The 25,716-nt window shown below is 64.4% G+C and carries 24 protein-coding genes; 15 read left to right on the top strand and 9 right to left on the bottom strand.

Annotated elements, in window-relative coordinates:
• The coding region (locus GTW58_RS04945; RefSeq protein ID WP_168023464.1) for a transposase at positions 1–522 on the top strand (522 nt) is incomplete at its 5' end.
• A 142-nt stretch (positions 523–664) separates the two neighbouring features.
• On the opposite strand, the gene GTW58_RS04950 is transcribed toward GTW58_RS04945, so the two are convergent.
• Positions 665–1,162 carry a TetR/AcrR family transcriptional regulator gene (locus GTW58_RS04950; RefSeq protein ID WP_119932686.1) on the bottom strand — a complete coding sequence of 166 codons (498 nt, stop codon included), beginning with the start codon at positions 1,160–1,162 and terminating at the stop codon, positions 665–667.
• A gap of 60 nt (positions 1,163–1,222) precedes the next feature.
• Between GTW58_RS04950 and GTW58_RS04955 the strand changes: the two genes are divergently transcribed.
• A complete protein-coding gene (locus GTW58_RS04955) occupies positions 1,223–1,561 on the top strand; it encodes a VOC family protein (RefSeq protein WP_068478672.1) in 339 nt (112 codons plus the stop codon).
• Between the two features lie 85 nt (positions 1,562–1,646).
• Here GTW58_RS04955 and GTW58_RS04960 read toward each other — a convergent pair whose 3' ends face one another.
• The gene (locus GTW58_RS04960) at positions 1,647–2,651 is read right to left on the bottom strand and encodes an HAD family hydrolase (RefSeq protein WP_369792959.1); all 1,005 of its coding nucleotides are present in this window, start codon (positions 2,649–2,651) and stop codon (positions 1,647–1,649) included.
• Between the two features lie 308 nt (positions 2,652–2,959).
• On the opposite strand from GTW58_RS04960, the gene GTW58_RS04965 reads away from it, so the two are divergent.
• Positions 2,960–3,955 (top strand): hypothetical protein, encoded by a 996-nt coding sequence (locus tag GTW58_RS04965; protein WP_157980467.1) that lies wholly within the window; start codon positions 2,960–2,962, stop codon positions 3,953–3,955.
• Positions 3,956–4,073: 118 nt separating this feature from the next.
• Here the strand turns inward: GTW58_RS04965 and serS are convergent, their stop codons facing one another.
• A complete protein-coding gene (serS, locus tag GTW58_RS04970; RefSeq protein ID WP_119932698.1) occupies positions 4,074–5,381 on the bottom strand; it encodes a serine--tRNA ligase in 1,308 nt (435 codons plus the stop codon).
• Between the two features lie 156 nt (positions 5,382–5,537).
• On the opposite strand from serS, the gene GTW58_RS04975 reads away from it, so the two are divergent.
• A complete protein-coding gene (locus GTW58_RS04975) occupies positions 5,538–6,497 on the top strand; it encodes a diacylglycerol/lipid kinase family protein (protein WP_119932684.1) in 960 nt (319 codons plus the stop codon).
• A 114-nt stretch (positions 6,498–6,611) separates the two neighbouring features.
• On the opposite strand, the gene GTW58_RS04980 is transcribed toward GTW58_RS04975, so the two are convergent.
• The 3 genes from GTW58_RS04980 to GTW58_RS04990 form a co-directional block, all read right to left on the bottom strand.
• Positions 6,612–8,012, bottom strand: a complete 1,401-nt coding sequence (locus tag GTW58_RS04980; protein WP_119932683.1) for a GntP family permease — start codon at positions 8,010–8,012, stop codon at positions 6,612–6,614.
• A gap of 123 nt (positions 8,013–8,135) precedes the next feature.
• Complete coding sequence (gene pheA / locus GTW58_RS04985) at positions 8,136–9,059, bottom strand: prephenate dehydratase (protein ID WP_119932682.1); 924 nt, start codon at positions 9,057–9,059, stop codon at positions 8,136–8,138.
• A gap of 13 nt (positions 9,060–9,072) precedes the next feature.
• The gene (locus GTW58_RS04990; protein WP_047692267.1) at positions 9,073–9,408 is read right to left on the bottom strand and encodes a rhodanese-like domain-containing protein; all 336 of its coding nucleotides are present in this window, start codon (positions 9,406–9,408) and stop codon (positions 9,073–9,075) included.
• 206 nt (positions 9,409–9,614) lie between these two features.
• Between GTW58_RS04990 and GTW58_RS04995 the strand changes: the two genes are divergently transcribed.
• Complete coding sequence (locus GTW58_RS04995; RefSeq protein WP_119932681.1) at positions 9,615–9,986, top strand: ArsR/SmtB family transcription factor; 372 nt, start codon at positions 9,615–9,617, stop codon at positions 9,984–9,986.
• Between the two features lie 42 nt (positions 9,987–10,028).
• On the opposite strand, the gene GTW58_RS05000 is transcribed toward GTW58_RS04995, so the two are convergent.
• On the bottom strand, positions 10,029–12,431 hold the full coding sequence (locus GTW58_RS05000; protein ID WP_198673420.1) for an ATP-binding cassette domain-containing protein: 2,403 nt from the start codon (positions 12,429–12,431) through the stop codon (positions 10,029–10,031).
• 152 nt (positions 12,432–12,583) lie between these two features.
• Here GTW58_RS05000 and GTW58_RS05005 point away from each other — a divergent pair, with 152 nt between their 5' ends.
• From GTW58_RS05005 to GTW58_RS14540, 5 genes are all read left to right on the top strand, one after another.
• A complete protein-coding gene (locus GTW58_RS05005) occupies positions 12,584–14,062 on the top strand; it encodes an APC family permease (RefSeq protein ID WP_370448267.1) in 1,479 nt (492 codons plus the stop codon).
• A gap of 272 nt (positions 14,063–14,334) precedes the next feature.
• Positions 14,335–15,846, top strand: coding sequence for an NAD-dependent succinate-semialdehyde dehydrogenase (locus GTW58_RS05010; protein WP_052209438.1), 1,512 nt, complete (start codon positions 14,335–14,337; stop codon positions 15,844–15,846).
• A 143-nt stretch (positions 15,847–15,989) separates the two neighbouring features.
• Positions 15,990–17,339, top strand: a complete 1,350-nt coding sequence (gabT, locus tag GTW58_RS05015; RefSeq protein WP_119932679.1) for a 4-aminobutyrate--2-oxoglutarate transaminase — start codon at positions 15,990–15,992, stop codon at positions 17,337–17,339.
• Positions 17,308–18,921 carry an amidase gene (locus GTW58_RS05020; protein ID WP_119932678.1) on the top strand — a complete coding sequence of 538 codons (1,614 nt, stop codon included), beginning with the start codon at positions 17,308–17,310 and terminating at the stop codon, positions 18,919–18,921. Before gabT ends, GTW58_RS05020 begins: the two co-directional genes overlap by 32 nt.
• Positions 18,922–19,058: 137 nt before the next feature.
• Positions 19,059–19,379 (top strand): putative quinol monooxygenase, encoded by a 321-nt coding sequence (locus GTW58_RS14540; RefSeq protein WP_119932677.1) that lies wholly within the window; start codon positions 19,059–19,061, stop codon positions 19,377–19,379.
• Between the two features lie 9 nt (positions 19,380–19,388).
• Here the strand turns inward: GTW58_RS14540 and GTW58_RS05030 are convergent, their stop codons facing one another.
• Together GTW58_RS05030 and GTW58_RS05035 are read right to left on the bottom strand one after the other, a co-directional pair.
• A complete protein-coding gene (locus tag GTW58_RS05030) occupies positions 19,389–19,961 on the bottom strand; it encodes a PIN domain-containing protein (RefSeq protein ID WP_119932676.1) in 573 nt (190 codons plus the stop codon).
• Positions 19,962–19,997: 36 nt separating this feature from the next.
• A complete protein-coding gene (locus GTW58_RS05035) occupies positions 19,998–20,447 on the bottom strand; it encodes a helix-turn-helix domain-containing protein (protein WP_047689328.1) in 450 nt (149 codons plus the stop codon).
• A gap of 135 nt (positions 20,448–20,582) precedes the next feature.
• Between GTW58_RS05035 and GTW58_RS05040 the strand changes: the two genes are divergently transcribed.
• The 5 genes from GTW58_RS05040 to GTW58_RS05060 all read left to right on the top strand — a co-directional run bounded on the left by GTW58_RS05040 (position 20,583) and on the right by GTW58_RS05060 (position 25,601).
• On the top strand, positions 20,583–21,545 hold the full coding sequence (locus tag GTW58_RS05040) for a nucleoside hydrolase (RefSeq protein ID WP_119932675.1): 963 nt from the start codon (positions 20,583–20,585) through the stop codon (positions 21,543–21,545).
• A gap of 1 nt (position 21,546) precedes the next feature.
• Positions 21,547–22,512, top strand: coding sequence for a ribokinase (locus GTW58_RS05045; RefSeq protein WP_119932674.1), 966 nt, complete (start codon positions 21,547–21,549; stop codon positions 22,510–22,512).
• Positions 22,513–22,665: 153 nt separating this feature from the next.
• Positions 22,666–23,247: a YceI family protein gene (locus tag GTW58_RS05050; RefSeq protein WP_047689322.1), complete on the top strand. Its 582-nt coding sequence runs from the start codon at positions 22,666–22,668 to the stop codon at positions 23,245–23,247.
• A gap of 86 nt (positions 23,248–23,333) precedes the next feature.
• On the top strand, positions 23,334–24,968 hold the full coding sequence (gene pgm / locus GTW58_RS05055) for a phosphoglucomutase (alpha-D-glucose-1,6-bisphosphate-dependent) (RefSeq protein ID WP_047689366.1): 1,635 nt from the start codon (positions 23,334–23,336) through the stop codon (positions 24,966–24,968).
• A 159-nt stretch (positions 24,969–25,127) separates the two neighbouring features.
• Positions 25,128–25,601 (top strand): nucleotidyltransferase family protein, encoded by a 474-nt coding sequence (locus GTW58_RS05060; protein WP_232817999.1) that lies wholly within the window; start codon positions 25,128–25,130, stop codon positions 25,599–25,601.
• Positions 25,602–25,716: the final 115 nt, after the last annotated feature.

Raw genomic sequence — 25,716 nt, forward strand, 5'->3', positions numbered from 1 at the left:
GCTCTGGACGACTGTCGGCGCCGGATCCAGCAGCAGCTCCACAAACGCAGAGGCCGTAAGGACGACCCGCTCTACAAGGCCCGCCGCACCCTCCACACCGGGTCCAAGTTCCTTACCGAGCGGCAGAGCGAGCGCCTCAGCACTCTGTTCAGCAGTGAGAAGCACGCCGCGGTCGAGGCGACCTGGGAGATATACCAGGCCATGATCGCCGCCTATCGAGAAGCCGACCGGGTCCGAGCCAGAACGATGATGGAGAAGGTCATCGCGGCACTCAGCGCGAAGGCCCCGGACGCCCTCGTCGAGCTGGGAAAGCTGGGCCGGACGCTGGCCAAACGCGCTGACGACGTCCTGGCATTCTTCGACCGACCCGGCACCAGCAACGGTCCCACCGAGGCGATCAATGGCCGGCTCGAACACCTCCGCGGCTCCGCCCTCGGCTTCCGCAACCTCCCCAACTACATCGCCCGCAGCCTCCTCGAATCAGGCGGCTTCAGAAACCAGCTACACCCTCGGATGCGATGAGCCGAGAATCTCCGCCCTGGACTGCCCGTCGGCTTCGGCAACATCGGCTCGATCAACGACCATTGAGCATCCGAGAGCGACTGAAACCGTGACACGTGTTCAAGGCTCTCAGTCCGCAGACGCACCCTCGGTCAGCCGCGCCCTAGTAGTTCAGCGCCGACAGCGCATCCCTGGCGTCGTTCACGGATACGCCACCAGCCACCGCGAGCAATGCTGCCCGCCAGCCAGCCGCGAGCACCTGACCCACCGGCTCCTTGCGCGGCGCAAGGAGCCGGTGGAGCATCTCCACCAGCAGATCGTCTTCAGCGCCGAGAGGCGGCTGGACGAGCAGGTGTAGGAATCCTTGCCCGGTTGCGAAATCGAACCCAACCTGCAGCGCGGCACGCACCGCGTGCTGCCCCGCGAACTCGGCAGCGCCCTCCATGCGGTCGATCAGCCTTCGTTCGACGTCGCGCCGAACGAAGGCGTACAGGCCGAGCTTGCTGCCGAAATGATGGTAGATCGCTCCGGTGGTCACGTCGGCCGCAGCGGCGAGCTCACCGACCGTCACATCGCCAAAGGGGCGTGCGCCGAACTCTTTGACCGCCGCGAGCGCCAGACGCCCCTTCGGCGAAGTTGAGATCGGAATCCACTCGCGCATAACCACATAATGCCATTATGCTCTGAGGAAAAGCCGCTACGACGCGAAAGTGATGGACCCATGAAGCTCGAACTCCTCTTCTTGCCGACCACCGACCTTGACGCCACGCTCGCGACTTATCGCGATCTCGGATTCGAGGAGGTCTGGCGCGAAGGCGACAGCACCGCCGCCATCACTCTTCCCGGAAGCGAAGTGCAGATCATGCTCGACTCGAACGATCCGACCGCAGTCGCAGGGCCGATGCTCGTGGTGGACAACGTGCAGACGTTCCATGACGCCCGACCGGCGGCGCTCGAAGTCCTGCAAGCACCCGCCGAGATCCCCGACGGGTTCATGGCGACCTACCGCGACGCGGGCGGCACCACCATCTACGTACTCGACCAATCGACCGCGGGCTGAATCCTCTACCGCGCCGCCGTCCTCATCCACGCTGCTATCGCTTGGGCCCGGGCTTTGTCAGACACGCCCTAGGAGTGAATGAGACTCACACCAAACTGCGCAGGATGCGGGCGGCACCGTCGTCGTAGACGCTGTTGGTGACTTCCCGTGCCACGGCCACCACTTCATCGGGTGCCTGTCCCATGGCCACGCCGCGGGCGGCCCAGTCGAGCATTTCGACGTCGTTGCGGCCATCCCCTACGGCAACGGTGTGGGCGGGATCAACGCCCAGGTGGCGCCGGACCTGCTCCAGGGCACTGGCCTTGGAGACGCCGGCGGCGGCAACGTCCAACCATGCGGTCCAGCCGACTGCGTAGGCCACGCCGTGCAGACCGGCGGCCTCGATGGCATCAGCAAAGTTCTCCGGGGTGTCCTCCGAGCTGTAAACCACCAGGCGCACCGCATCCAGCTCGGCAAGCTGGTGAATGTCCGTGCCGATGGCTTGAATGCCGAATGACCGGTCCTGGAACCGCTCGGTGGCAAAAAAGTTCCCGTCGGCGGTTTCCAGGGCGAACTTGGCGGTGGGCAAAGCGTCCTTGAGAGCCTGGAGCGCGGGTCCGGGGTTGAAAGTGACAGCGTCCAGGACGCGGTAGTGGTCAGGGGCGCTCGGATCCAGCTGCAAGGTGATGCCGCCGTTGGATGCCACGGCAAAACCCTCCTCCAAGCCGAGTTGTTCACAGACCGGCAGGGTGGCTCCGCGGGAGCGGCCGGTGGAGATCACCAGGTGGTGACCGGCCGCGATGGCGGCCAGTGCTGCGTCCTTGACCTCGGGGGACATCACGCCGTCGTGGTCCACCAGGGTGCCGTCCACGTCCAAGGCAACCAGGTACTTGACCCCAGGCTCCAGCTCCCAGTCGCTGCCAACCGGTTCACGGTCCGGCTCGGGGAACGGGGAAGTGCCTGATTGGAGGAACTCGGGGGTCTCCACGGCGTCATCGAAATCCTGGAGCGTGTCCGCGGAGGAGCTTGCCAAGTGGGCAGTGTCTTGCTGGGCTGCGGGGCTTTGGGCGTTGTGCCGGTCATCGATGCCGGCGTTGTTCTGCGTAGTCATGACAGTCATGCTGTCACACCACCACGGGACCGTGCCTGCCAGTCAACAGCGGGTGAGCTGTGAGGTGAACTTCTGTTGACGCTGCCCTGGCCCCCGATGTTCAGTGGTCAATTTCCTGGCCCATCAGCGCTGATGGGCCAGGAAATTGACCACTGAACTGAGTACGGGTCGCGACCGTGAGTGGCCGCTGCAAACCATTGGGCACCACGCCTCCACAGACGACGACGCCCCCTGGCCACGCTGGAGGCTGTCCACATCTGGCGGACGTGGCCGTGTTGTGCTCAAAACCATGAGGCTCTACTGGTCACATGCCCACTCCTCAACATGTCCCACCACCCGAACTGAGGGACAGGTGTTTCAGCCTGCGTGATGCCACCCGCACAGGGTTGACCGGCCACCAGCTCTTTGGCCCTGGGTATGAGTCCGTGATGACCGGGGTGTGGCGCTCGGTGCATCATTCAGTGCATCAGGACCCGGTGGCACGGTTGCTGGATGCTCTGCCACCGCTGCTGTCGTCTCTGCCCACCACGGCTGCCAGCCACCTGACATCCGCCCTGCTCCTGGGTCTGCGGCTACCTGGATGGTTGCGCACGAGCACACCGATTCACCTGACCCGGTGGGTTGCCGGGCGTGCCCCGCGGGTCGCCGGGGTGACAGGGCACGTGGCACAGCTGGATCCGCAGGATCGCTGGAGCTCAGGAGACGTCAGGGTGGTGGGGCCCACGCGGACCGTCGTCGACCTGGCGGGAATGAAAGACCCACACAGTGGCACCAACCTGATCACCGATGACGCATTGGTTGCCGTGCTGGACGGCTTGATCAGCTTCCACCAGACGGGTATCCACGCGGGAAAACCTCCTCTGAGGGCCTTGGCCGAGGTGGAGGCGGATCTGGAACGGATGGGGCGTCGTCGTGGAGTGGCTCGGGTGCGGCGAAATCTGAGCCGATGTGCGGCGGGCGTGGACTCCGCCTTGGAGACCCACGCTCGGCTGGCCTTGGAACACGCGGGGTTGGCCGGGTTTGTCACGGACCGGGAAATCCGGGTACCCGGAATGGGATCCGCCAACCCGGGCCTGGCCCATGAGCAGTGGAAGATCGCGATTCGGGTGGAAGGGCCTCACCATGACCAACAGGGCCAGCGCACCAGAGACATCAAGCGTCAACGCATCACGGAAGCTGCCGGCTGGATTGAGATCCGTGTGACTGCCGCGGACCTGGTTCCGCCGTACCCCGGTGGTGAGCCACGCATTGTGAACCTGGTGAGGGAGGCAATGAAGCAGCGCGTGGCCAGCTCCCGGCGTTGAGTGGTCAAAATCCTCAAGCCTGCCTGTGAGTGGTCAAAATCCCCGCTCATCAGCGCTGATGGGCCAGGAAATTGACCACCCAACGCGACGAACGGGGATTTCGACCAGTCAAACCACCTCAGGCGGCGTTGACCACCTCAATGCGCTCCTGATTGCGCATGTAAGGGCGCAGTGCCTCCGGGATGATCACGGATCCATCGGCCTGCTGGTGGGTTTCCAGGATGGCCACCAACCAGCGCGTGGTGGCCAGCGTGCCGTTCAGTGTTGCCACCGCGCGGGTGCCACCCTTCTTGACCTTGCCGTCCACCGTGGTGTCTGCCTGACGCTCACGGATGTTGAGGCGGCGGGCCTGGTAGGTGGTGCAGTTGGAGGTGGAGGTCAGCTCGCGGTAGCGGCCCTGGGTGGGGATCCAGGCCTCACAGTCGAACTTGCGGGCTGCGGAGGTGCCCAGGTCACCGGCGGCGGTGTCGATCACGCGGTAGGCCAGACCGCAGGCCTGGAGCATCTGCTCCTCCCACTCCAGCAGGCGGGCGTGCTCCGCCTCAGCCTCTTCCACCGGGCAGTACACAAACATTTCCAGCTTGTTGAACTGGTGCACGCGGATGATGCCGCGGGTGTCCTTGCCCGCCGAGCCTGCTTCACGGCGGTAGCAGGAGGACCATCCGGCGTAGCGCAGCGGACCGTCGGAGAGGTTCAGGATTTCGTCCGCGTGGTAGCCGGCAATGGCCACCTCAGAGGTGCCCACCAGGTAGAGGTCGTCCTTCTCCAGCCGGTAGATCTCAGCATCGTGTTCGACGTCGAATCCCGTGCCCGCCATAATCTCCGGGCGCACCAGGGTGGGGGTGGTCAGGCTGATGAAGTTGTTGTCCACCGCCAGGTCCTGGCCCATGCGCAGCAGTGCGGTTTCCAGTCGGGCGATGTCTCGCTTGAGGAAGTAGAACCGGGAGCCGCCCACCTTGGCGCCGCGCTCCATGTCAATGCCGTCCACCAGCTCACCAATGGCCAGGTGGTCGCGAGGTTCAAAGCCCTCGGCCTGGAAGTCGCGTGGGGTGCCCACGTGCTTGAGCACAGTGAAGTCGTCCTCGCCACCGGTGGGCACGCCGTCGATGATCAGGTTGGGCATGGCCTTCAGGAGGTCGTCAATGCCCTCCTGAGCAGCACTGGCGCGGGTGTCAGCATCCTTGACGCGGGCGGCCAGATCCTTGACCTCGGCCAGCAGCGCCTGCTTCTCCTCGCCCTGAGCCTGGGCGACCGTCTTGCCGAACACCTTCTGTTCGGCACGGAGGTTCTCGTACTCCGTGATGGCGGAACGCCTGGCGGAATCAGCTTCCAGAACTTGGTCCACGCTCTCCGGGGAGAGGCCTCGGGCGGTCTGTGAGGCGCGGAACTGGTCAGGGTGCTCACGAAGAAGATTGATGTCGATCACCATGCCAGGGTATCGGAGTATTGCAGGTTCAAGGCATCATGGGCCCGACCGGACACTCTCCGTGGTCGTTGTGCCCACACCGTGCCTGTAGCGTGGGTGCCAAGTAATCAGCAGGCTCATTATGTGGTGCCGTGGCACCGTTGCAAGGAGTACCCCGTGGCTTCACAGCCCTCCCCCCAGCGCGTGGCAGTGGTCATCAACCCGTCCAAGTACGACGCCGATTCCGCCCGGGACACCATTGTTGTGTCCTGCCGCAAGGCCGGATGGGCGGATCCCGTGTTCTACGAGACCACTGTGGATGACCCAGGTACGTCCATGGCGCAGGCCGCCTTGGCGGACAACGTTGACGTGGTGCTGGCGGCCGGCGGTGACGGAACGGTGCGCACCGTGGCCGAGGTGATGGCCAATTCCGGCACCCCGCTGGGCGTGATTCCGCTGGGCACCGGCAACCTGTTGGCCCGCAACCTCGGTGCGCAGCTGGATGACGTTCACCACTCGGTGGACATTGCCTTGTTCGGTGACCAGCGCCAGATCGACATGGTTTCCTTTGCCACGGAGAACATGCGCGGCGAGAAGTTCAAACATTCCCTGTGCGTGATGGGCGGCGCCGGATTCGATGCCGAGATCATGTCCAACACCCGCGACGAACTCAAGCGCCAGATCGGGTGGATGGCCTACACGGAGGCCGGTATGCGCCGTCTTGCCGTGGACCCCGTGTGGACGCGATTCAGCATCGACGACGGCCCGTGGCAAACCAAACGCCTGCGCTCCATCATGGCTGCCAACTGCGGCGTACTGACCGGCGGACTGGTGTTGGTGCCCGGTGCCAAGCTCAATGACGGGCGCATGGATGTGGTGGTCATTGCCCCGCGTGGACCCCTGGGTTGGGTGACATTGACCAGCAAGATCATTTTCAAGCACCGGCATGATCTTCCGTCCATGGACCATTTCATGTGCAAGAAGGTCCGCGCTGAGTTCCACAAGCCCACGGAGTCCCAGATCGATGGCGACGGTTTGGGCCGCATCACCTCTTTCGAAGCAGAGATCATGCCGGAGGCGCTGTCCCTACGGGTCCCGCCGTCCCAGGGCGACGACGTCCACGACGTCATCGGCTGACACCAGCCCTCCACACGCCCAAGGCCGGTGGTGGGGTTCCGCAGACCGTCCAGCGAAGGAGGTCACGGAACCCAACCACCGGCCTTGGTTCAAGAAGCCGGTCTCACGGCAGCCTCAGAAGGCTCCGGCCAGCGCAAAGATCACGGCCGAGAGGGCAAAGCCCACCACACCGATGATGGTCTCCAGCACGGTCCAGGTCTTGAACGTGGTCTTGACGTCCATCTCCAGCAGGCGGCCCACCAGCCAGAAGCCGGAGTCGTTGACGTGAGACAGGGCAACCGAACCTGCGGCCACAGCCAACACCAGTGCAGCCACCTGGACCTCGTTGTAACCACCGGCGAGGATGGCAGGAGCCACCAGACCGGCCGCCGTCGTCAATGCAACGGTTGCCGAGCCCTGTGCCACACGCAGGATCAAGGAGATCAGGAAGCCGGCCACGATCACCGGAACGCCGAGGTCGGAGAGGACGTCCGCCAGCGCGTCACCGATGCCAGAGGCCCGCAGCACGCCACCGAACATGCCGCCGGCACCGGTGATCAGGATGACCGAGCAGACGGGGCCGAGTGCGGATTCAAAGGTCTTCTCAATGGCTGAGCCGCTGACCCCACGCGCCGTGCCGATCAACAGTGCGGCCACGATCAAGGTGATGGTCAGCGCAACCGGGGTCTGGCCGATGGCCACCAGGGACTGGTACCAGAGGTCATCCCCCACGGATTCCGGCAGGGTGCCCGAGTTCAGCAGCGTGGACAGCCCGGTGTTCAGGAAGATCAGCACCAGCGGCAACAGCAGGATGAGCACCACGGTGGTGGTCTTGGGCGGGTTCTGAACGTCCTCAGCCTTGCCCAGGATGGCGGGCACGGGCAGGTTGATGCGCTTGCCCATGTAGAGGCCGAACAGGTAGGAGCTCAGGTACCAGGCGGGGATGGCCACCACCAGGCCCAGCAGGAGGACCACACCCACGTTGGCTTCAAAGAACGCCGACGCTGCCACCGGGCCCGGGTGTGGTGGCAGGAAGATGTGCATGGCGGAGAACGCGCCCACGGCCGGCAGCGCGTAAAGCAGCACGGAGCCGCCCAATCTGCGCGCCACAGAGAAGACCACCGGCAGCATGACCACCAGGCCGGCGTCGAAGAAAATGGGGAACCCGAAGAGCAGGGAGGCGACGCCCAAGGCCAGTGGCGCGCGCTTTTCCCCGAACACGCCGATCAGCTTGTCCGCCAGGACTTGAGCGCCACCGGAGGTTTCCAGCAGGCGCCCCAGCATGGCACCCAGGCCGACCAGAAGCGCCACGCTGGCCAGGGTGTTGCCGAATCCGCTGGTCAGAACGGGGACCACGGCATTCATGGGGATGCCGGTGGCCACTGCGGTCAGACCGCTGATCACAATCAGCGCCAGAAAGGCGTGGACCTTGAACTTGATGATCAGCACCAGCAGCACGGCGATGGCCGCGGCCGCAATGGCCAGGAGGGGTCCGGCTGTGAGGGTCTGCTCCCAGCCTTCGAGTTGTTCAACCATGGGTGACGTCACTTCCTTGTGGTGTCATGTGCGCCCCGCCGAGACCTCCGTCATGCCCCAAAAATCCCAAGATTCTGGGCCATGACGGAGGTCTGGGCGGGGTTACTGATTACTGATTACTGATTACTGGGTGCGCAGGGCGGAGACCCACTCGCGGGCCTGAGTGAAGGCCCCGTCCGTGTGATGCCCTGCAACGACGGCGGCCTTGCGGTCCGCCCGGGCGTAAGAGCCCAAGAACCGGGTGGTGGGACAGATCCGGCGCAGTCCCACCAGGGCCTCAGCCACGCGTTCGTCCTGGATGTGGCCGTCGATGTCCACGCTGAAGAAGTAGTCCCCCAAGTAGTTGCCCGTGGGACGAGATTCAATGCGGCTAAGGTTGACTCCGCGCGTGGAGAACTGCTCCAGGATTTCCATCAGCGCACCGGCACGGTCCGCCCACAAAGGAATCACCAGCGTGGTGCGGTCCGCCCCGGTGCGTTCCGGCAACGGGGCATCCGCGGAACCCAGATGCACAAAGCGGGTCACGGCCTGCGGGTTGTCCCCGATGTTCTCGGCCAGTACCGCCAGTTCGGGGTGAGCCGCGCTGATGGTGGGTGCACAGATGGCGGCGTCATGCCCAACTGTCCCGGAACCACTCAACGCCAAGGCACCTGCCGCGGTGGAGGACGCTGGAATGTATTCCGCTTGCGGAATGTTTTCCTCGGTCCACTGACGCACCTGCGCCCAAGCGTGGGAATGGGTCGAGACCGCGCGAACCTCCCCCAGCGGCTTGGGTTCACGGGCCACCAGGTTGAAGCGGATGGGTACCAGCATTTCCGCCAGGATCCGCACTTCCGGACCTGCAGCCACGGCATCCAGCGTGGCGGAGACTCCCCCCTCCACGGAATTCTCAATGGGCACCACGGCGGATTTAGCACGACCCTCACGCAGGGCCGCCAACGCCGCCGGGACAGAGCTGACAGGAAGGTGGTCCGTTCCGTGGGGATCGATCTGCAGCAGAGCGGCCTGGGTGAAGGTCCCGGAGGGACCCAGGTAGGCGATCGTCATGGGTGGTGGGCCGTCACTTCACGGTGGGTTCGGCGTCGGTCTCCGAGACCATGGGCTTGTCAGCATCAGCCCATGCACCCATGCCGCCCAGAACGTTGATGGGGTCGAATCCGGTGTTGGCCAGGAAGGCTGTGGCCTGCAGGGACCGTCCACCGGAGCGGCAGATCACGTAGACGTCCTCATCCACGGGCACCTCCCCGTAGCGCTCGGAGAGCTGGCCCAGGGGAATGTGCTGGGCCCCGTCAATGTGGCCGGCTTCCCATTCAAAATCCTCCCGCACGTCCAGGATCTTGGCGTCGGCGGGGATGTCCTCCACGGAGGTGTTGGGCAGGTTGTTGACGTTGTCCACGGTCTCTCCTCGTTGATGCTCATGGGTAGGAACTGTTCATACACGGCCGGTGCCCGCACCATGGCTGCGCGGGCGGTTTGGGCCACTAGAGTTCAGGCGGTCTGTTGTGTTGACCCCCAGGGTACGCACGGCAGCGCACCCGCAGTGACCACGAACACCGCACGTTGGCGCTTAGTCTGGTGACCAGTCCCCGTGAGGAGCCGACCATGATCGAGAACAACGCGCACCTGAGCCCGTACACCCAGGTGTCGTTGATCTTCTCCGCCCTGGCCAATCCGGCGCGCTCGGCAATCGTCCACCGGCTGACGGTCTCCCCGTGTTTTGTGGCTGAGCTGGTGGAGCACCTGGGCGTGGCCCAACCGTTGGTCTCCCAACACTTGAAGGTCCTGCGGCAGGCGCACTTGGTCTGCGCAGTCCGTCACGGTCGGCAGCACCGCTACGAACTCACGGATCAGCACGTCACCCACCTGTTCCTGGACGCCTTACAGCACACCCAGGAACACTCCGACTCCACCGTTCCCGGATCGACCGACCCCGCAGACTCCGCAGAGCACAACGACGACGCCCCACTCACCTGACCCCCACCAGCACCCCCACCGTGGGGTCAGGAACTAAACCCGTCAGGCGTTGACGTATTCCGCCAAGTGTTGACCGGTGAGGGTTTCAGCGGAGTCCACCAGCTGAGCCGGGGTGCCCTGGAATACCACCCGTCCGCCGTCGCTACCGGCCCCCGGGCCCAAGTCGATGATCCAGTCCGCATGTGCCATGACCGCCTGGTGGTGTTCGATCACGATCACCGATTTGCCCAAGTCCACCAACTTGTCCAACAGCGCCAACAACTGCTGGACATCCGCCAGGTGCAGGCCGGTGGTGGGCTCGTCCAGCACGTAGATGCCGCCGGATTCCGCCATGTTGGTGGCCAGTTTCAACCGTTGGCGCTCGCCACCGGAGAGTGTGGTCAGTGGCTGGCCCAGGGTGATGTAGCCCAGTCCCACGTCATCCAGGCGCACCAGGATCTTGTGGGCTGCGGGAATCCGGGCCTCCTCCGATCCCTCCACGGAACCTGAGAAGAACTCCCGGGCCTGTGCCACGGACATGCCCAGGACCTCACTGACGTTCTTGGTCCCCAGCGTGTACTCCAACACGGCCGGCTGGAATCTCTTGCCTTCGCAGTCCTCACATTCGGTGGCCACACCGGCCATCATGGCCAGGTCCGTGTAGATCACCCCGGCGCCCTTGCAGGTGGGACATGCCCCTTCAGAGTTGGCGCTGAACAGGGCGGGCTTGACCCCGTTGGCTTTGGCGAAGGCCTTGCGGATGGGCTCCAGCAGACCCGTGTACGTGGCCGGGTTGGACCGCCGGGATCCCTTGATGGCGGTCTGGTCAATGGCGATCACCTGGGTGTCACCCGCGGCGTCGTTCAAGAATCCGTGGATCAGCGAACTCTTGCCGGATCCTGCAACACCGGTGACCACGGTGAGCACACCCAGGGGAACGTCCACGTCCACGCCGCGCAGGTTGTGCCGGTCAGCGCCCCGGATCTCAACCGCCCCCGTGGAAGTGCGCACCGATTCCTTCAACTGCACCCGGTCCCCCAGGTGCCGCCCGGTCAGGGTGTCGCTGGAGCGCAGCCCCTCCACGGAGCCTTCATACATCAGCTCACCACCGGCGGTTCCGGCCCGCGGCCCCAGGTCCACCACGTGATCGGCAATCAGGATGGTCTCCGGTTTGTGCTCCACCACCAGCACCGTGTTGCCCTTGTCCCGCAGCTGCAGCAGCAACTCGTTCATCCGCTGGATGTCATGCGGGTGCAGCCCCACGGTGGGCTCGTCGAACACGTAGGTCACATCCGTCAAGGGGGAGCCCAGATGCCGAATCATCTTGGTCCGCTGCGCCTCACCCCCGGACAACGACGACGACGACCGTTCCAACGCCAAGTACCCCAACCCGATCTGCACGAATGAATCCAACAGCTCGGTCAAGGAGGTCAGCAGCGGAGCCACGGAGGTGTCCCGGATGCCGCGGACCCATTCAGCCAGGTCACTGATCTGCATGGCACAGGCATCCGCAATGGAGATGCCGTTGATGGTGGAGGAACGCGCGGCCTGGTTCAGGCGGGTGCCCTGGCAGTCCGGGCAGGCCGTGAACGTGATGGCCCGGTCCACGAACGCGCGGATGTGGGACTGCAGGGACTCCCGCTCCTTGGAGAGCATGGACTTCTGGATCCGCGGGATCACGCCCTCATAGGTCAGGTTGATGCCTTCCACCTTGATCTTGGTGGGTTCCCGGTAGAGCAGGTCGTGGAACTCCTGGTCGGTGAACTGCCCAATGGGCTTGCCCATGTCGAAGTAGCCGGAGCCACCGTAGATCCGCCCGTACCAGCCGTCCATCGAATAGCCGGGGACAATCAGGCCGCCGTCGTTCAACGATTTTTGGGCGTCGTAAATTGCGGTGAAGTCGAAGTCGGAGACTCGCCCCAGGCCCTCACAGGTGGGGCACATGCCACCCGTGATGCTGAACTCCCGGCGCTCCTTGACCTCTTTTCCGCCCTTGGTCACGGTCACGGCACCCTTGCCGCTGACGGTGGCCACGTTGAAGGAAAAGGCCTTGGCGGAGCCGATGTGCGGGGTGCCCAGCCGGGAGAAGAGGATGCGCAACATGGCATTGGCATCCGTCACGGTGCCCACGGTGGAGCGGACGTTGGCGCCCATACGCTCCTGATCCACAATGATCGCCGTCGTCAGCCCCTCCAGGAGGTCCACGTCCGGGCGGGCCAGGGTGGGCATGAAGCCTTGGACAAAGCTGCTGTAGGTCTCGTTGATCAACCGCTGGGACTCCGCGGCAATGGTGCCGAACACCAGGGAGCTCTTGCCTGAGCCAGAAACTCCGGTGAACACGGTCAGGCGGCGCTTGGGGATGGCGACGTCAATACCTTTGAGGTTGTTCTCCCGAGCTCCCTTGACCCGGATGTACTCGTGGCTGTCCGCGGAGCCGGCCGAGGCGGCCGTGGTCTGCGTGTTCACAGTGGGGCTCAATCAAGTCTCCGTTCGTCACAACCGGGGCCCGCGGTGGTTCGTCACCTTGCTGACACAGATCGTCCCTAAGCTTCCGGCTCACACACTGTAGTTGGCGCCGGACGTTTTCATGACCGGTCAATCACACATCAGGAGGCACGGTGAGCACCTCGAGCGGCAGCACCGCGGGCCCGCAGCCCACATCCCCCGCCGGCCACGACCCCGCCGAGCACGACCGCGGTTTCAAAAAGGTCCTGGGCGGACTGGACGCCATTGTCCTGGGCTTTGGAGCCATGATCGGCTTTGGCTGGGTGATCCTCACCGGGGGTTGGATCAACGACGCCGGAACGTGGGGTGCCGTTCTGGCCATGCTGGCCGGTGGCGGGATCATGGCCGTGGTGGGCCTGGTCTATGGGGAGCTGGTGGCCTCCATGCCGGCAGCCGGTGGTGAGCACAACTACCTGATGCGTGGCATGGGTGCCCGGTGGGCCTTTGTGGGTTCCTGGGCCATCACGGTCGGCTACATCACCATCGTGGCCTTCGAGGCCGTGGCCGTCCCGCGCACCGTGGGCTACATCCTGCCCGGGGCCCTGGACCAGGTGAAGCTGTGGTCCGTGGCAGGTTCAGACGTCTATCTGGTCTGGGCCCTGGTGGGCACCGCGTGTGCGGTGATCATCACGGGCATCAACATCCTGGGCGTCAAACAAGCCTCCGTGGTGCAGACCTTTGTGGTGCTGTTCCTGCTGATCATCGGGGCCATGATGGTGGTGGGGGCCTTCACCGGTGGTTCAGCTTCCAACATGGAACCCGCATTCACGGGAGGGCTCGGCGGATTTTTCCTGGTGCTGGTGGTGGTGCCGTTCCTGTTCGTGGGCTTTGACGTGATCCCGCAGGTCTCCGAGGAAATGAACATTCCTGCCAAGAAGCTGGGCGGGACGATCGTGATCTCGGTGATGATGGCAGCTGCCTGGTACGTGATTGTTGTGCTGGCCACCTCGGCCTCTCTTCCGGCGGACCAACTGGTCGTGGCAGACATTGCCGTGGCTGATGCCATCGGTGCAGTGTTCCACTCCCAGGTTTTCGCCAACCTGCTGCTGGCAGGTGGTCTGGCCGGAATCCTGACCTCCTGGAACTCCTTGCTCATGGGTGCCAGCCGACTTCTGTGGGCACTCGGTGCCTCCCGCATGATCCCCACGTGGTTCGCCCGCATCCACCCCCGATTCGGAACCCCGGTGAACGCTTTGTTGTTCGTGGGCGTGATCTCTGCGGTGGCCCCGTTCTTCGGCGCGCAAATGCTGGGCTGGCTGGTGGATTCCGGGTCACCGTCGATTGTGATCGCCTACCTGATGGTCTCCATCGTGTTCGTGATTCTGCGCCGCCGCGAACCTGAGATGCCGCGTCCGTTCCGGATCGGTGGACGTGGACCCGGGGGGTTGGTGATCGGTGCACTGTCCATCGTTTTGACTGCCGCGTTGCTGTCCCTCTACATCCCCGGGATGCCGACCTCCTTGACCCTGCCGCCATACATCGTGTTCGCCCTGTGGTGGGTGTTGGGAGCCGTCTTCCTGTTCCGCATCCCGCGCGGCATCGGCCCCGGCCCGGATGCGGAAGAACGGTTGGTTGCCGCCAAACAGCGCTGACCCGCACCCCACCCACGCCGAGCGGCGACTTGTGCCGCCCATGAGCGCTCATGGGCGGCCCAACTCACTGCTGGACGGAGGTCAGCGGAACAAGTCGCGGCCCAGCGGCACGGAGTACTCCCGCGCCGTGCACTGAAGGCCAACTCCTCGGACCGTGAGGCCTGGTGCCGAGGCGGGCCGGGATGCCTACTATGAGCTGAACGTGCCGGGCATCACCGTGCCCGCCCATCCCCCAGGCTGCCGATGGAGACAGCCATGCAAAGGAGCCCCACATGGCTGAACACGCTGTTCTGGCAACCGGCAAGTCGTCCGTGACCGCCGAGCGCATTCAGGAGGTCCTGGATCGCACGCCCAAGGGTTTGCTGATCAACGGCCAGTGGAGGGAGGCATCGGACGGTGGGTCGTTCGACGTCGAAAATCCCGCCACCGGCGAGGTGCTGGCAACCCTGGCCTCCGCCACCCCGGAGGACGCTCAGGCTGCCATGGACGCTGCCGCGCAGGCGCAGGCCGACTGGGCCCGTACGGCCCCGCGCGAGCGCGCGGAAATCCTGCGCAGGGCCTTCGACCTGGTCCAGGAACGCCGGGATGATCTGGCGCTGCTGATGACGCTGGAGATGGGCAAGCCCCTGGCCGAGGCCAACGGCGAGGTCACCTACGGCGGCGAGTTCCTGCGGTGGTTCTCCGAGGAGGCCGTGCGGCATTACGGGCGCAATGCCTCCACCCCGGAGGGCAATCTGCAGATGGTGGTCCGGCACAAGCCTGTGGGGCCGTGCTATCTGATCACGCCGTGGAACTTCCCGCTGGCCATGGCCACCCGCAAGGTGGCCCCTGCTGTGGCGGCCGGTTGCACCATGGTGCTCAAATCCGCCAAGTTGACCCCGCTGACCTCCCAGTACTTTGCGCAGATCATGCTGGATGCGGGTCTGCCGGACGGGGTGCTCAACGTAGTGGCATCCACGTCCGCATCAGCGGTCTCCAAGCCGATCATGTCCGATCCGCGCCTGCGCAAGATCTCCTTCACGGGCTCCACCCCGGTGGGCAAACAACTGATGAAGGACGCTGCGGACAGCGTGCTGCGCACCTCCATGGAGCTGGGTGGCAACGGGCCGCTGCTGGTGTTCCAGGATGCGGACCTGGACAAGGCCGTGGCCGGCGCCGTGGCCGCCAAGATGCGCAACATGGGTGAGGCCTGCACCGCAGCCAACCGGATCCTGGTGGAGGAATCCGTGGCGGAGGAGTTCACCTCACGGTTGGCGCAGAAGCTGTCCGAGCTGGCAGTGGGGGATGGCACCCTGGAGGACTCCACAGTGGGTCCCCTGGTGGACGCCAACGCCTTGGAATCCGTGACGGCCTTTGTGGACGACGCCGTGGCCAAGGGCGCCCGCGTGGTCACCGGTGGCCATCGGGTGGGTGAGAAGGGTTACTTCTACGCCCCCACCGTGCTGGCTGATGTCCCGGAAGATGCCCGGGTTTCCTGCGAGGAGATCTTTGGCCCCGTGGCACCGGTGATCACCTTCACGGACGAGGACGACGCCGTGCGGATCGCCAACACCACCGAGCACGGCCTGGCCTCCTACGTGTTCACGGAGGACTACAAGCGTGCCTACCGGGTGGCGGACCGGATCGAATTCGGTTTGCTGGGTCTGAACCTGGGCGTGATCTCCAATGCGGCAGCACCGTTCGGCGGCGTCAAGCAGTCCGGCATCGGCCGGGAGGGTGGCTCCGAAGGCATCGAGGAATACAGCATCGTGCAGTACATCGGCGTGGAGAACCACTGGGGCTGACAGCCGCACCCGTTTGTCAGGGAAATGACCGATTCCGCTCACGGAATTTGGCCATTTCCCTGTCAAACGCGAGTGGATCCACCCGGTTCCACCCGTGAGACCATGATCACAACATCGCAGCTTCATCCCAGGAAGGACCCCCAATGACTGAGATCCAGTACCGGCTCCCGCAGAAGCGTGAGATCGTCACCGACTTCCCGGGGCCCAAATCCCAGAAGTTGGCTGGGCGCCGGTCATCAGTCATCGCAGCCGGAGTGGTCTCCTCCGTTCCGGTGTACGCAGCGGATGTGGACGGCGGCGTCGTCGTGGATGTGGACGGCAACTCCCTGATCGACTTCGGTTCCGGAATTGCGGTGACCACCGTGGGAGGCTCCGCACCCAAGGTGGTGGAAAACGTCCAGCAGGCCGTGGAGCGCTTCACCCACACGTGCTTCATGGTGACCCCCTATGAGGGTTATGTGGAGCTGGCCGAGCGCCTTGCTGAGATCACACCCGGGGACCACGCCAAGAAGGTGGCGCTGTTCAACTCGGGGGCTGAAGCCGTGGAGAACGCGGTCAAGATCGCGCGTGTGGCAACGGGCCGGGACGCCATTGTGGTGTTTGACCACGCCTATCACGGGCGCACCAACGTGACCATGGCCATGACGGCCAAAAACATGCCGTACAAGAACGGCTTTGGCCCGTTCGCCCCGGAGATCTACCGGGTTCCCGTCTCCTATCCGTTCCGCGACCCGCAGGGCATGGACGGCACTGAGGCCGCCCAGCGCGCTCTGGAGATGGTGGACAAGCAGGTGGGGGCTGAGAACGTGGCGGCCGTGGTGATTGAACCGATCCTGGGTGAGGGCGGGTTCATTGTCCCGGCGGACGGTTTCCTGCCGACTCTGGCGGATTGGTGCCAATCCAACGGCGCTCTTTTCGTGGCGGACGAGGTCCAGTCCGGCGTGGCCCGCACCGGCGAGTGGTTTGCCGTGGATCACGACGGTGTGGTGCCGGATTTGATGACCATGGCCAAGGGTGTGGCCGGTGGCATGCCGCTGTCCGCCGTGGTGGGACGGGCCGAGCTGCTGGACGCCGTGCACGGCGGTGGCCTGGGCGGCACTTACGGCGGCAACCCAGTGGCGTGCGCTGCCGCCATCGGCGCCCTGGACACCATTGAGGACTGGGATCTGAAGTCCCGGGCCAAGCACATTGAAGCCGTCATCCACGCATCCCTTGACTCCCTGGTGGAGAGTACGGACGTGGTGGGTGAAATCCGCGGGCGCGGGGCCATGATCGCCCTGGAATTCGTGAAGCCCGGCGGGAAGCAACCCCATCCGGAACTGGCCAAGGCCGTGGCCACCGAATGTCTCCAACAGGGTCTGATCATCCTGACCTGCGGCACGTACGGGAACATCGTCCGACTTCTGCCGCCGCTGACCATCACGGACGATCTTCTGTGTGAGGGCTTGGAGGTCTTCTCAGATGCAATCGTCAAACACGAACAATCACATTGATCTCACCGATGCCGTAGCCCTGCGTGACGCCCTGCGCCACGGTCACGTTTCTGCCGTGGAGGTCATGGAGGCGGTGCGGCAGCGGGCGGTCGCCGTCGAAAACCCCGACGCGGGGCCTCCCCTGGGTACCTTTGTGCACGTTGCTGCGGCGGAGGACCTGGCCGAGCAGGCCCGGGAAGCAGACGGTCGTGATGATTGGGACCGCGGGCGTTGGCATGCCCTGCCCATGGCGTTGAAGGACCTCCAAGAGGTCAAGGGGCTGCCCACCACCCAGGGCTCGCGCGTCCTGGCCCCTGACGGCCCCGATTCTGCACCGGTTGCGGAGGCGGACGACGACGCCGCCGCCCTCCACCGCGCCCACGGCGCCCTGATGTTCGCCAAGACTCAGGTCCCGGAGTTCGGACTCAACTGCTACTCCGAGAACCTGGTGGGTCCACCGTCCCGCAACCCGTACGACCTCGAATGCGGTTCCGGTGGCTCCTCGGGTGGTCAGGCCGCTGCTGTTGCCGCAGGCGCGTTGCCGGTGGCGGTGGGTTCCGACGGCGGCGGGTCCATCCGTATTCCCGCTGCCGCATGCGGGCTGGTCGGATTGAAGCCTTCCCGCGGTGCGGTGCCGTGTGGCGATGCCATGAGTGACCATGCCCAGCTGACGGTGCAGGGTCCGATCGCACGGACCCCGGCAGAAGCCGCCATGGTGCTGGACGGCCTGACGGCACACGCCCCTGTGCTGCCCGGTGAGAACTGGCTGTACCGGCCGGTGGGTGCACCGCATGCCGTGCGAATGCGGGATCCGTGGCGCAATGCAGGCCTTGACGACGTGCGCGATCCCCTTCCCGGGGAGTTCCGCACCGCGGTTGAGGGCACCTCACCGGCGCTGAATGCCGTTCTGCGGGTACCGGCCGGTCGGTTCCCGTGGGGGCAACGGCCACTGCGCGTGGGTGTGTCCACGGCATCGGCCTTTGAGTCGGCTTTCCCCACGACGGTCTCCCCTGAAGCTCATTCCGCCCTGACTGCGGGCATTGACGCCTTGCACGAGGCAGGGCACAAGGTGGAGGAGGCGGATCTGCGCTTTGACCCCCGCTACCCGGAGGCGTTCTTTGCCCTGTGGACCACGTCCCTGGGGCTGGCTCCGCTGACCGCCGAGCAGGAGGACCGACTCACGGGCTTGGCCAAGCACTACCGTCGTGCCGCGCTGAACCGTCCCGCCACGGAACTGGCGTTGGCCATCCGTACCCTGCGTGAGATCGAGAAGGCCACGCTGCGCGCCTGGGATTCGTACGACGTCATCCTGACCCCCGCGTTGGCCCAGACCCCACGGCCCTTGGGTTGGTGGTGGGAGGACCATGACCCCACCGATCCGGCCTCCGCCGGGCAGGATTACCAACGGCAGTGTCAGTACACGCCCTTCACATCACTGATCAACGTGATCGGGCTGCCGGCGGTTGTTCTGCCCACCACGTGGGAGCGCTCCGAATTCAGCGATTCCCGTGTGCCCATGGGGGTTCAGCTCATCGGCCGCCCCGGCGGTGACATCGGGCTGCTGGCGCTGGCTGAGCAGATGCGGTCTCGGTTGACGCTCTAGCCTGGGACCAGTCCGTCAGCCTGTGGCGAAGAGGTGACCTGCGGGGCGTCGTCGTCATGGTTGCACGCCACCCCCGTGTGTCACGATCGGCACAGAGGGTCGGGCACCGGTCCGCCACTGACTCAAGGAGTGAATCCGTGATTTTCATTGTTGTGAAGTTCCCCGTGAAGCCCGAATACGTGGACCAGTGGCCTGAGTTGGTGCGCGAGTTCACGGACGCCACACGCGCCGAGCCCGGCAACAAGTGGTTCGACTGGTCCCGCTCCTTGGAGGACCCCTACGAATTCGTCCTGGTGGAGGCCTTTGACGACGACGCCGCCGGCGACCACGTCAACTCCCCGCACTTTGAGAAGATGACGCGCGATTTCCCGCAGTACCTGCGTGCCACCCCCAAGATCATTTCCCGTCAGATGGAGGGCGATGACTGGGACGAGATGGGCGAACTGCAGGTGGGCTGAGCCATGGGCTCAGCCCGGACGGTGGGCCAGGACCTGCACAGCCTGGCCCACCCGCCGGGCAAAATCAGGACATCCCGCACGCCGTAGTGCCTCGTCAAGTGGCAGAGAGTTGACTTTCCGACCCCAGTATTGGGCCTGACGGTCGACAACAGCCAAGAACGCAGATGGCGCAGAGTTGGCCACCAGCGTGAAGAATGCATCCGGATGGATGACTTCATAAGGTTCGTCGCCAGTAGCGATGTCTTCAGGGTCATTGGATGTCAGGATGAAGTCAGCGCGCCCAGAGTGAGCTGCAGCGTGGAGGTGATAGTCACCCTGATCCGTGCCAGTGAAGCTCAATCCCGCTGGGAAGTCTTCAAGAATTTCATCCACGTTCTCACGGATCAGCTTCACCCGGTTGGCAGTTACAGCGCCTGCAACCAGGGGTCGCTTGTTCCGGTAGGAGGAGATGGCTTCACTGATGGCGTCCTCAGTGGTGAAAGCCATGTACATACCGCCGGTGTGGTTGCGCAGGAGAAATACCCAGTCGGTCAGGGTTCGACTGAAGAATGTGTTGGCATCCACCAAGACGCGTTGGGTCACCGTTTGATCCTCACGGTGACCCAACGGGCAAGACTGTCAGTCAGTGAAGTCTTCGCCGAACTCATCATCGAAGGCACGCAGCTCATTGAAGGCAGTACGCTGCCGGGCAGCAATCTCAGCCTTCTTGGCCAACACAACCTCACGCCGAAATCGAGTGTGGCTACCCACTCTGTAGGAGTCGATCTCCCCGTCGCGGACCCACTTCATCAATGTGGGACGGGAAACGCTCAGGAGGTCGGCCGCAACAGTGCTCGTGAGCTCTTCAGGCAGTTGCCCCATGCTGACGGAACCCTGCTGGATCAACGCACGAACCGCGTCCCCCAGGAGAGTTTCCAGCTTGGTCGGCAGTTCACGCTCGGTTCCGTCCGGGAAACGCAGAACCAGCACGGCATCCTTGACGTCAGGCAGCGCAATGGTCTCTTGCGCTTCACGCATGGTCTGGTCATCCACTTGAATCCGGGCGGCAGGAAGCAACTCGGTGCTCATATCCACTCCATTCATACCGGCGATGCAACATCACCGTGAACGTCACGGTAACGTAGTTGCACTTATAAGTGCAACCCATAGTGTGGGTGGGCTGACCCATGATCATCCACCGGTTGAACCGATAGTTTGGTGCCCATGACCCACAAAGTTCTGATCGACTGTGACCCCGGAGTGGACGATGCCCTGGCGCTGATGCTGGCCCACGGCAGCCCGGAGCTCAATGTCCTGGCAGTGACCACGTGTGGCGGCAATCAGACCTTGGAGAAGGTCACCCGTAACGCGTTGAGCCTTGCCGATGAGTTGGGGAAGGACTGGATCCCTGTGGCCGCCGGTGCGCAACGCCCCCTGGTGCGCGAACCGTTGACTGCCGGACACGTGCACGGAGACACCGGCCTGGGCCTGGTGGAGCTGCCGGACCCCCAACATGCCCTGGATGAACGTCACGCCGTGGAGGTCATCGCCCAGACCGTGCTGACCCATGCCCCGGGGGAGGTCACCATCATCGCCACCGGGCCGCTGACCAACCTGGCTCTGGCCATCCGGCAGTACCCGGAGATTGTTGAGCGCGTCCATGAGGTGGTGTTGATGGGCGGCGGCGTGACCACCGGCAACCTGACACCGGTGGCAGAGTTCAACATTGCCGTGGACCCGGAGGCTGCCCGGGCGGTGTTCACCGCGGGCTGGCCGGTGACCATGGTGGGCCTGGACACCACCCATCAGGCGTTGGCCACCCCGGAGGTTGAGGCTCAGTTCGCAGCCTTGGGCACCCGACTGGGCCAGATCGCGGTGGAGCTGATCCGCAGTTACCGGGAGGCCTACAAGAACAATCAAGCCTTCGCGAACCCGCCGTGTCACGATCCCGTGGCTGTGGCCCGCGTGATCGCACCCGAGTTGGTCTCAGTTCGGCGGGCCCCGGTGGACGTGGAGCTCCGCGGCGAACTGACCACGGGACAGACCGTCGTGGACCTGCGCGGCTCGGCCCCCGAGGACTGCGCGACGGCGGTGGCCACCGGGCTCGACCACGGCGGGTTCTGGGCTCTGGTGGTGGACGCGGTCCGCAACCTGGGTGCACCCACACCTCACGGAAAGCAGGCCTGACATGCAGATCCACACCGGTTCCGTGTGCGTGGTGGGTTCCTTGAACGCGGACCTGATGGTCCGCACGCAGCGTCATCCCCGGCCCGGCGAAACCCTGACCGGCGGACCCTTGGCCATTGCACCCGGAGGAAAGTCCGCCAACCAGGCCGTTGCAGCGGCACGGCTGGGTGCAGATGTTCGTCTGGTGGGGGCCGTTGGCGACGACGCCCACGGTCACCTTCTGCTGGAATCCCTTACCCAGGACGGCGTTGCCACCGACCACATTCGGCAGTTGCCGGAAACTCCCACGGGGACCGCCGTGATCACGGTTTCCGCGGACGGTGAGAACACCATTGTGATCTCACCGGGTGCCAACGGTGAACTGCGTCCGGAGGACATCCCCACCTCCGCCCTGGCCGACGCCGGAGCCCTTGGCCTGACCTTTGAGATCCCCGGGGACACGGTGATCGCCGCCGCCCAACGGGCGCACGCACTCGGTGTTCCTGTCTTCTTGAACCCGTCGCCCTTCCGGATTCCGGAGCCGGACCTGTTGGCGGCCACCGATGTCCTGGTGGTCAACGAACACGAACGCCTCCAGGTCTTGGAGGCTTTTGACACCTCGGCGGGCGCGTCGTGGGAGGACCGTGGCTCCGCCCTGCGGGCGGTCACGGGAGTGCCGTCCCTGGTGGTGACGCTGGGCGCGCGCGGCGCCGTCGTCGTCGAATCGGCAGCGGGAAACGGTGGCGCCACGGACGACGCCACCCCCACGGTCACGGAAGTACCCGGCGTGGAAGTGCATGCGGTGGACACCACCGGATGCGGAGATGCCGTGCTGGGTGCCCTGCTGGCGACGACCTCCGGCGGAATGCCCCTGGTGGAGGCCACAGAGGTGGCCATGACGGTGGCAGCCCACGCCGCAACCGCGCCCGGTGCCCAACCGTCATATCCCACGACGTCGGAGCTTGGCCTCGACTCGTCATCGCGATGAGGACTCCGTAACGCACCACCGCACCTTGGGGGACAACTGGGCGTTCCAGAGCTCGGGAGTGACCCCCTGACTTAGGATGTGTGAAACCGGCAGCCGACGTGACCGTCCTGAAGTCTCCGGGATTCCGACAGGATCTACCGCACAAGGAATTCAATGAACCTCGAATCACAATTCTCCGGGCATTGGAACATCGATCCCGCACACAGCCGGATCGGCTTTTCAACTCGTCACGCCATGGTCACGAAGGTCCGAGGGGCGTTCAACGACGTTCAGGGCTTCGCGGAGATCGACCCGCATGACCTGACCAGGTCAACCGTCGAGGTCAAATTGCGAGTCGAGAGCATCGACACCCGGGATGCCAACAGGGACGCCCACCTCAAGTCGGAGGACTTTTTCCACGCGGAGGACCATCCCTACATCACCTTCGCGTCATCGGCGATCGACGAGGTGGACGAAGGGCAGTTCATCGTCTCCGGGGATCTCACGATTCGCGACATCACCCGGCCCATCACCATCCCGTTGGAACTCACGGGCATCGACACCGACCCTTTCGGGCAAACGAGAGCCGGCCTCGAGGGCAGTCGCCGCATCGACCGCAAGGACTGGGGCGTGCAATGGAACACTCCACTGGATTCCGGTGGTGTCCTGGTCAGTGACAAAGTCACCCTCGAGTTCGAGTTGTCCTTGATCAAGGACCAAGAGGCACCCGCGGAGACCGGCAACCAAACCTCCTGACCACGGCAGCGGTCCCCCATGCAACACGGGGCGTAATCACATGAGGGACAGTGACTCCCCACCCGCTGCGGTCCTACGCTTGGATCATGGCTAATCGCGCGGGCACTGTGGCCCTTCCCGAAGACCTTGTCGACATCGTCGAACTCCTGGAGGCCTACACCTCACGGGAACCGGATCTGAGCAATCCGGACCAGCGTGTGGCGTTCGGAACCTCGGGGCACCGCGGGTCGTCTCTCAAGACGTCCTTCAACGACGCCCACATCGCCGCGATCACCCAGGCGATCGTCGAGTACCGCGCGTCCCAGGGCACCACCGGCCCGTTGTTCATGGGCAAGGACACGCACGCACTGTCCGACGTCGCGCAGGACACGGCGTTGCAGGTCCTGGCGGCCCACGGCGTTGACGTGCTGCTGGATTCCCGCGACGGTTACACGCCCACCCCGGCGCTGTCCCACGCGATCCTGAAGTACAACGCGGGACGGGATACCGACCTGGCGGACGGCATCGTGATCACGCCATCCCACAACCCGCCGGCGGACGGCGGTTTCAAGTACAACCCGACCCACGGTGGCCCCGCTGATTCGGATGCCACAGGGTGGATCGCTGACCGCGCCAATGAGCTGCTGGAGGCCGGCAACACCCAGGTCAAGCGCGTTTCCCTGGAGGAGGCCCGCGCAGCTGAAACCACCGGCACGTTCGACTTCCTGGACTCCTACGTCTCCGAGTTGCCGGAGATCATTGACCTGGATGCCATCCGCGAGTCCAACCTGCACATCGGTGCCGACCCCATGGGATCTGCCTCCGTGGAGTACTGGAAGGAAATCGCCTCCAGGTACGAGCTCAACATGGAGATCGTCAACCCGGAGATCGACCCCCAATGGGCCTTCATGACGCTGGACTGGGATGAAAAGATCCGCATGGACTGCTCCTCCCCCAACGCCATGGCCTCCTTGATCGGCAACCGCGACAAATACGACATCGCCACCGGCAACGACGCCGACACCGACCGCCACGGCATTGTGACCCCTGATGCCGGGTTGATGAACCCCAACCACTACCTTGCAGTGGCCATCGACTACCTCTACTCCCACCGCGACGGGTGGAGCCAGGATGCCGGGATCGGCAAGACCTTGGTGTCCTCGTCCATCATCGACCGGGTTGCCGAGTCCTTGGGACGCAAGCTGGTGGAGGTCCCTGTGGGCTTCAAGTACTTCGTTCCCGGTCTGCTGGAAGGTTCGATCGGTTTTGGTGGCGAGGAGTCCGCAGGTGCTTCCTTCCTGCGCCGTGACGGCTCCGTGTGGTCCACGGACAAGGACGGCATCATCCTTGCCCTGTTGGCTGCAGAGATCACAGCGGTCACGGGCAAGACGCCGTCGCAGCGTTACGCCGAGTTGACTGAGAAGTTTGGCGCCCCCGTGTACCAGCGCATTGACGCACCGGCCAACCGGGAGCAGAAGGCTGCATTGAAGAAGCTCTCCCCGGAGCAGGTCACGGCTGAAACCCTGGCTGGGGACCCCATCACCGCCAAGCTCACGGAGGCACCGGGCAACGGTGAGGCCATCGGCGGGTTGAAGGTCACCACGGACAACGCCTGGTTCGCCGCCCGGCCCTCTGGGACTGAGGACGTCTACAAGATCTATGCCGAGTCGTTCATTGGGGAAGATCATTTGAAGCGCGTCCAGGAGGAAGCCAAGGCCTTGGTGGACTCGGTCATTTCCTGACCCTTACTTCCCCCCTCCCCCCTGCCCCGCCGAGTAGGCCTTTTGATCGCCCCTGAGCGCTGAGCAGCGATCGAACGGCCTACTCGGCGGTGAAAGGGAGCTTGTAGCTAACTAAACAGCTTCTGGAGAGGTAGTGATAGCAGTTGCTATCATGAGGCCATGGATGAGGGTTCTCTTCGTGAGGCAGTCGAAGCCGCTGATGAACAAGTCCGCAGCGGCCGCCAGCTGCTGACCGAATCCGTACGCGCAGCCCACAGGTCTGGCATGTCTCAACGCCAAATCGCGGCCGTCAGCAATCGAAGCCAACCTGAGATCGCACGCCTGCTTCGGTTCCGCGGGACGTCTTTCAAAGCCAAGCTGCTACGCAGTCACCGGGCGGAACTCCTTGCTCTGTTACGGGAGTACGGACTGACCAACGTTCGCGTCTTCGGGTCCTTGGCCACCGGCACGGAAACCGGTGACTCTGACATTGACCTCTTGGTCACCCCGAGTCGCCCCATGGGCCTCCTGGAGCAGGCCCGGGCAGAGGTGGCGGCCGCGGACCTCCTGGGCGTGACCGTGGACCTGGCCATAGATGATTCCATCCGTGATGACCTGCAAGAACGCATCGACGCAGAAGCCATCCAACTGTGAGTCGCACAGTCCGGGAACTCATCACAGAAGCTCTCACGCACTTGGACAAGGTCCAGACCTACGCCCTGTCAGATCTAGACCAAGACCTCGTCATCGACGCCATAGCGTTGCGCAT

This window comes from Kocuria subflava (genome assembly GCF_012163155.1).
Classification (GTDB): Bacteria; Actinomycetota; Actinomycetes; order Actinomycetales; family Micrococcaceae; genus Kocuria; species Kocuria subflava.

What these genes read in the sequence shown, in the direction of transcription:
- gabT (WP_119932679.1), top strand. Translation starts at nt 15,990, where the DNA reads ATGACTGAGATCCAGTACCGGCTCCCGCAGAAGCGTGAGATCGTCACC.
- GTW58_RS04950 (WP_119932686.1), bottom strand. Translation starts at nt 1,162, where the DNA reads ATGCGCGAGTGGATTCCGATCTCAACTTCGCCGAAGGGGCGTCTGGCG.
- GTW58_RS05050 (WP_047689322.1), top strand. Translation starts at nt 22,666, where the DNA reads ATGAACCTCGAATCACAATTCTCCGGGCATTGGAACATCGATCCCGCA.
- pgm (WP_047689366.1), top strand. Translation starts at nt 23,334, where the DNA reads ATGGCTAATCGCGCGGGCACTGTGGCCCTTCCCGAAGACCTTGTCGAC.
- GTW58_RS05040 (WP_119932675.1), top strand. Translation starts at nt 20,583, where the DNA reads ATGACCCACAAAGTTCTGATCGACTGTGACCCCGGAGTGGACGATGCC.
- GTW58_RS04960 (WP_369792959.1), bottom strand. Translation starts at nt 2,651, where the DNA reads ATGACTACGCAGAACAACGCCGGCATCGATGACCGGCACAACGCCCAA.
- pheA (WP_119932682.1), bottom strand. Translation starts at nt 9,059, where the DNA reads ATGACGATCGCCTACCTGGGTCCCTCCGGGACCTTCACCCAGGCCGCT.
- GTW58_RS05045 (WP_119932674.1), top strand. Translation starts at nt 21,547, where the DNA reads ATGCAGATCCACACCGGTTCCGTGTGCGTGGTGGGTTCCTTGAACGCG.
- GTW58_RS05035 (WP_047689328.1), bottom strand. Translation starts at nt 20,447, where the DNA reads ATGAGCACCGAGTTGCTTCCTGCCGCCCGGATTCAAGTGGATGACCAG.
- GTW58_RS04965 (WP_157980467.1), top strand. Translation starts at nt 2,960, where the DNA reads ATGCCCACTCCTCAACATGTCCCACCACCCGAACTGAGGGACAGGTGT.
- GTW58_RS04955 (WP_068478672.1), top strand. Translation starts at nt 1,223, where the DNA reads ATGAAGCTCGAACTCCTCTTCTTGCCGACCACCGACCTTGACGCCACG.
- GTW58_RS04980 (WP_119932683.1), bottom strand. Translation starts at nt 8,012, where the DNA reads ATGGTTGAACAACTCGAAGGCTGGGAGCAGACCCTCACAGCCGGACCC.
- GTW58_RS05020 (WP_119932678.1), top strand. Translation starts at nt 17,308, where the DNA reads ATGCAATCGTCAAACACGAACAATCACATTGATCTCACCGATGCCGTA.
- GTW58_RS05060 (WP_232817999.1), top strand. Translation starts at nt 25,128, where the DNA reads ATGGATGAGGGTTCTCTTCGTGAGGCAGTCGAAGCCGCTGATGAACAA.
- GTW58_RS05010 (WP_052209438.1), top strand. Translation starts at nt 14,335, where the DNA reads ATGGCTGAACACGCTGTTCTGGCAACCGGCAAGTCGTCCGTGACCGCC.
- GTW58_RS04995 (WP_119932681.1), top strand. Translation starts at nt 9,615, where the DNA reads ATGATCGAGAACAACGCGCACCTGAGCCCGTACACCCAGGTGTCGTTG.